Source organism: Cupriavidus sp. 01L46 (assembly GCF_056399905.1).
This window is the reverse complement of the sequence record NZ_JBFTSF010000355.1, coordinates 1-5,830: the sequence shown is the minus strand read 5'-3', so window position 1 is coordinate 5,830 and position 5,830 is coordinate 1. Positions and strand designations below refer to the sequence as shown.

Annotated in this window: 4 protein-coding genes; 2 read left to right on the top strand and 2 right to left on the bottom strand. The window is 59.0% G+C overall.

The genetic code is table 11. The features are described from left to right. The coding region (locus tag AC1DS3_RS34080; RefSeq protein WP_477128909.1) for a TetR/AcrR family transcriptional regulator at positions 1–561 on the bottom strand (561 nt) is incomplete at its 3' end. A 154-nt stretch (positions 562–715) separates the two neighbouring features. Next, complete coding sequence (locus tag AC1DS3_RS34075) at positions 716–1,486, bottom strand: SDR family NAD(P)-dependent oxidoreductase (RefSeq protein ID WP_441638652.1); 771 nt, start codon at positions 1,484–1,486, stop codon at positions 716–718. Between the two features lie 256 nt (positions 1,487–1,742). Here AC1DS3_RS34075 and AC1DS3_RS34070 point away from each other — a divergent pair, with 256 nt between their 5' ends. Both AC1DS3_RS34070 and AC1DS3_RS34065 read left to right on the top strand, forming a co-directional pair. Next, positions 1,743–4,034 carry a sulfatase-like hydrolase/transferase gene (locus AC1DS3_RS34070; RefSeq protein WP_477128908.1) on the top strand — a complete coding sequence of 764 codons (2,292 nt, stop codon included), beginning with the start codon at positions 1,743–1,745 and terminating at the stop codon, positions 4,032–4,034. A gap of 181 nt (positions 4,035–4,215) precedes the next feature. Further along, positions 4,216–5,685 (top strand): acyl-CoA reductase, encoded by a 1,470-nt coding sequence (locus tag AC1DS3_RS34065; RefSeq protein WP_441638648.1) that lies wholly within the window; start codon positions 4,216–4,218, stop codon positions 5,683–5,685. Positions 5,686–5,830 lie beyond the last annotated feature (145 nt).

The following is a 5,830-nucleotide window of genomic DNA, read 5'->3' as shown; positions in this document are numbered from 1 at the left end:
GCCTGGAGATATCGGCGATTGGGGACGAGCAGAGATTTCGGCGAGACTATGGAGCATMGCATGGGAACAGACAATCAGGCGCGACCTGAGCACTTCCACAGGGATTTCGGGCAGGATGCGCTGGAGCATTGCAACCAAGGCGGAGGCGTTCCCCCCAAACGACTGCTCGAATATCTCGGCGATCTTCGGGTTACGGTCCGTATGGAGGCGCGCCAAAAACTGAACATAGCGCGCACCCGCACTACCTTCTTCAATGATTTTCCTGGCAAGCGGAATGACGAGTATTTCCACAACGCCGCGGAGCGTGACCTGTGGCTGCGCCTGCAGTGAAGCGTACATTTCACGGCGTTGTGCCATCAACGGCATCATATGGCGTTCCAGCAGCGCGTCCACCACCTTATCCAGTCCACCGAAGTGATAGTGGAGAATACCGGCGCTAACGCCAGCCGCTGCGTTGATGCTGCGGGCCGATACGCCGTCCACGCCATACMTGGCCATCAGCTCTTCGRCCGCCAGCAGGATGCGTTCCCGGGCCTCGCCTTTTACAGTAGGAGATGTCATCGATTACAGATAGTACGAGTGCCACCCGCCCCACCGGGGGCAATTGGCCAATGACGCCAATACCCCCAACACGCTGTGCGGTCTTTGGAACAGCGCGGCAGGGCACGACTCAATGAATGTGGCGCCCGATTATACGTTCAGCACTACTGCCGGCTCACATACGCTGCGATGAGATGTTGCCGCCATCCACCACGATCTCCGCCGCAGTGATGTAGCTCGCCTCGTCCGACAACAGGAAGCGCGCAACGCGGCCAATCTCCTCCGGCTGTCCCAGTCGGCTGAGGAGAATACGGCGCTCGAAGGTTCCTGGCGGCAAACTGTCTACAGCGGGCTGGAGCATTGGCGTCAGGATCTGCCCCGGGGAAATCGCGTTGATGCGGATGTTATCGCGCCCAAGGCCGTCCGCCAGCGAGCGGATCAGTGACAACATGCCGCCTTTCGCCGCGCTGTAGATGGGGTTGATGTGATTGCCCAAGGTGGCATTGATTGACGCGATGCCGACCACCGCAGACCCCGGATTGGCGCGCAGATCCGGCAACAACGCCTGCACCAGCAGTGCAAATGCGCGGAGGTGAACATGGATGCCAGCATCCCATTTTTCCGGCGTGATGCCTTCGAGCGACCCGGTATCGACCGTGCCCGCCGCGTGCAGCAATCCACCGATCCGGGGCAATGCCGCGCGGGTTGCGTTCAGCGCAACMCGCAGCGCGTTGGGGTCGCACAGGTCGACGCCAACACCAACCGCCGCAACGCCATATTCCTTGGCAATCTCCGATGCTCGGTTTTGCGCCTTTTCTGCCTGAATGTCCCACAGCGCAACGTCGCGGCCGACGGCGGCTAATGCGCGTGCCGAGGCAAGCCCGAGCCCGGATGCTCCACCGGTGACGATCACGGCTGTATTGGGTGACGCGAGTAACGTTTTCATTGAGGGTCTCCTGTCAAGATGGTTTGAGTGATCGAATGAATCTGGCAACGAAGACTGACGTGTCAAAGACGCCAGGCAGCGCGCAATCGACGACCGTAGCGGGTGAAATTTTGTCTTGACGACGGTCCACGGCACTTGCTAAATTCCATTCGAACATTTGATTCAATCGAGTGCTCAGAAATTTTGGCACACGCCCACGCGAAAGCGCAATAGGCATCGACGAGAACGAAAAAAACAGGAGACACGAGAGACCATCATGAACAGACTACGCAAGCGTTTGGCCACGGCGTTGTGCCTGGCCCTGAGTTGCGCCGCGACCAGCTTCGGCTGGGCGGCCAGCCACGAGGTGCAGCCTGGCGATACACCGCCCGCAGTGCCGCTACTGCACGCGCCGGTCGGCGCGCCAAATGTGGTAGTGGTCTTGCTTGACGACGTAGGCTTCGGCGMGGCCTCCACCTTCGGCGGACCGGTCAAGACGCCCGCGATGGATGGCCTGGCCAGTGGGGGCTTGAGCTATAACCGATTTCATACGACTGCAGTGTGTTCGCCGACACGCGCCTCGCTACTCACAGGCCGCAATCCGCACGCAGCCGGTGTCGGCGCAGTGCTGAACTCGCCAAGCAGTTATCCGGGTTACCGGGGGGTGCTGCAAAAGGACTCCGCCACAATTGCCGAACTGTTGCGTCAACAGGGCTATAGCACTGCAGCCTTTGGCAAGTGGCATTTGACACCCGATTGGGAAGCCTCACCGGTCGGTCCCTTTGACCGTTGGCCGACCGGCCAAGGTTTCGAAAAATTCTACGGGTTTATCGGCGCCGAAACCGATCAGTTCAATCCTTCGCTATACGATGGCACCACGCCAGTCCTAAGGACAGCCTCGAAGGACTACACCCTGAACGAAGACCTGTCGACACGCGCCGTCAACTGGATGCGCACGCAACACTCGATCGCACCCGACAAGCCGTTCTTCGTCTATTTCGCCCCAGGTGGCACCCATGCTCCGCTCCAGGCACCCAGGGCATGGATCGAGAAATACCGTGGCAGGTTTGACAAGGGCTGGGACGATATGCGGCTGGAGATTCTGGCCCGGCAAAAGTCCCTTGGCGTCGTACCGCAGGATACAAAGCTGACACCGCGGCCGGATGAACTCCCCGCCTGGGAAAGCCTCACCACAGACCAGAAGCGGGTCGCCGCGCGGTTAATGGAAGTCTACGCAGGGTATCTCGCGCATACCGACGCGCAAATTGGCCGCCTGGTGCAATCGTTGAAGGAGAGCGGCCAATTCGACAACACGCTGTTCATCTACGTGATGGGCGACAACGGTGGGAGCCTTGAAGGCGGCATCCACGGCGCGGATAGCTACATGGGTAATTTGCAGGGCATGCCTGAGACACCGGCGGCCGATCTGGTGAAGCGCCTCGACAGGCTGGGCGGCCCGGACAGCTATGTGCAGTATCCAGCCGGCTGGGCCTGGGCCATGAGTTCTCCCCTGCCATGGGCCAAGACGGTTGCTTCGCACCTGGGCGGAATTCGCAACGGCATGGTGGTTTCCTGGCCTGCGCGCATCCAGGATCATGGTGGTCTGCGCAGGCAGTTCTCTCATGTAAACGATCTCGCGCCAACCATTCTTGAGGCGGCGGGACTGAAGGCCCCGGCAGATGTCAATGGCGTCAAGCAACGTCCAATGGATGGCACAAGTCTGATCTATAGCTTCGCTGACAAAGATGCGCCGGAGAAGCACACCACGCAGTACTTCGAAGTGTTCGGCAACCGCTCGCTCTATCACGATGGGTGGCTGGCCTCGGCCCGGCACAAGGACCGAGACCCGTGGGTAAGCACATGCCGGGGCAAGCGGCTCGCCGACGACACCTGGGCCCTCTTCAACCTGAACGAGGACTTCAGTCAGTCCACCGATTTGGCGAGCAAATTGCCGGAAAAACTCAAGGAGATGCAGGCGTTGTTTCTGGCAGAGGCAGCAAAGAATCAAGTATTACCGTTGCAGGATACGGCCTGCTCCCGCACGCCTCTCCCCAACTTGACTGGCAAGCGCACAGAGTTCAGCTACTTCGCGGGAGCGGTGGGTATCCCTGAAGCTGAAGCGCCAGCGATCAAGAACCGCTCGTACAGCATCGTGGCCACGGTGGATATTCCCAAGGGCGGCGCCCATGGTGTCATTGCCGCCATGGGTGGCACTACCGCGGGTTGGTCCCTTTACCTTAACGATGAGGGCAAGCCGGTCTACGTGCAGAAAGTGTTCGATGTGGCACGCATGGAGATTACGGGTAGCAAGCCGCTGCAGCCGGGGAGGAACGTGGTGCAGTTTGACTTCGCTTACGAGGGGACAGGTTATGCCAAGGGCGGCACCGGCACGCTTCAAGTGAACGGCACGCCGGTAGGCAGTGGCCATCTGCCGGTCACCACGCCAGGATTTTTCTCTGCTGATGAGACCTTTGACGTTGGCATGGATACCGGCTCACCGGCCGGACGTTACACCGTCGGCTATCCGTTTAACGGCGCCATCGAACGAGTGGATATCCGCCTGCGTTGAGCATCCCCTGGCCGCCCGGTCTCGCCGAGCCCGCCATGGGTAAGGCGAGACCCGCCAGCTATTGTCGATGGCTGTGTCCGGGCCGCATGTCTCGGCCGCATGAGCGTCTGCATTGCCTTGCCCGCCCTACCAGTAATCATTCTCCTTTCCTCCTAATGCCTCGACGGCGGGAGAGATGCCCATGCAATCCGCACTACAGATACCATTCATCATCCGCGGTGAACTGATTGACAACTGCACACTGGAATTTGGCGGGCGTGGCGGAAATGTCGCATTCTCCACGCCGAATCTACTGAATTACCTGGATAGACTCACACTAAGCACGCCATCGAGGATGGCAGACCTCTATGCGTTGACGTTCGACGATATCGTGGACTTCCTGGCACAGTTGGGAAAGAAACTGGTTCTTTCGGAAAACCCTCACCTACAGGCCGCCTACAATCTTTCCTGTCAAACATCGGGCATTTCCGATTCCATTCTGCGGTACCTCTATGAGGCAATACCCGAGATGTTCTCGCCCGCCGTTGTGCGCGAAACGGCGGAACGCCTGGTAGGCATTGATTATCTTGAAAAATGGGTCGAGCAGCCCTCCCGTGTACATACGGGAAGACCCAGCCGCATTCGCGCCTTCGGTGCTCGCTGCGTCCATGTCATTGCAGGCAATGTACCGATGGTAGGCGTCGGCACGGTTATCCGCAACGCCTTTACGCGCTCAGATGCCGTCATAAAGACCCCCTCGAACGACCCTCTTACCGCTACGGCCATCGCCCGCACCATGCTCGAACTGGACCCCGACCACCCCCTGACAAAGCACCTGAGCGTCGTGTATTGGAAAGGTGGCGACGAGTCTATCGAAAGACATATCTATGACCCACGCCTGGTGGAAAAGGTCGTCGCCTGGGGTGGTTTCGCCAGCATCCGGCACATCACCCAATACTTGCAGCCAGGCTTGGATCTGATCACCCTCGACCCGAAGCACAGTGCCACCATCATCGGCCCGGAAGCCTTTGTGGATACAGATACCACGCGCTCAGTCGCGCGCAGGCTCGCACTCGACATCGGCGTGATGAATCAGGAAGGCTGCGTGAACGCGAGGGTTGTCTATGTTGCGTGCGGCACTGACGAGACCGGTCTTAAGAATGCCAATCACCTGGGTATGCTGACCTTCGATGCCTTGCAGAAACTGCCGACGACATTGAGTACACCTCACAAATCCTTCAGCAGCGAGCTCAAGGATGAAATCGACGGGCTGCGACTTGCCGGTGACGAATACCGAGTGTACGGCGGTAAATCCAATGAGGGCGCAATCATTGTTTCGCAAAACGACACACCTGTGGATTTCGCCCGCCAGCTCGCCTGCCGGGTCGCCAATATCGTGCCAATCGATTCCATGGATACCGCAGTGATGTCCGTCAACGCCTATACCCAGACGATTGGCCTCTACCCGGAATCACTTAAGGATAGCCTGCGCGACCGCCTCGCGTATCAAGGTGGACAACGTCTCGTTTCGCTCGGCGCCGCGGCACTCTTCGAGGATGCGGCAATTCCACAGGACGGCATCGAGCCGGTACGTCGGATGTGCAAGTGGATTGTGGACCAGACTTCGGATGGTGACGCCCTGGAAGCGCTGGCTGCAGGCGCATCGCATTAATCGTGATCTTCAAGGGGTAGTTCGATGTCCCACATCTATGAACAGTTACTCGACGATGCCTCGATCTATGTTAACGCTCGCTACGACGAAGGATATTTCCTGTCGCGAGAACAACTCGAACAGATTCACCTGCGTGGCGTGCAGC

Excerpts from the sequence above, each read along its gene's own strand:
- AC1DS3_RS34065 (WP_441638648.1), top strand. The coding sequence starts at position 4,216 with ATGCAATCCGCACTACAGATACCATTCATCATCCGCGGTGAACTGATT.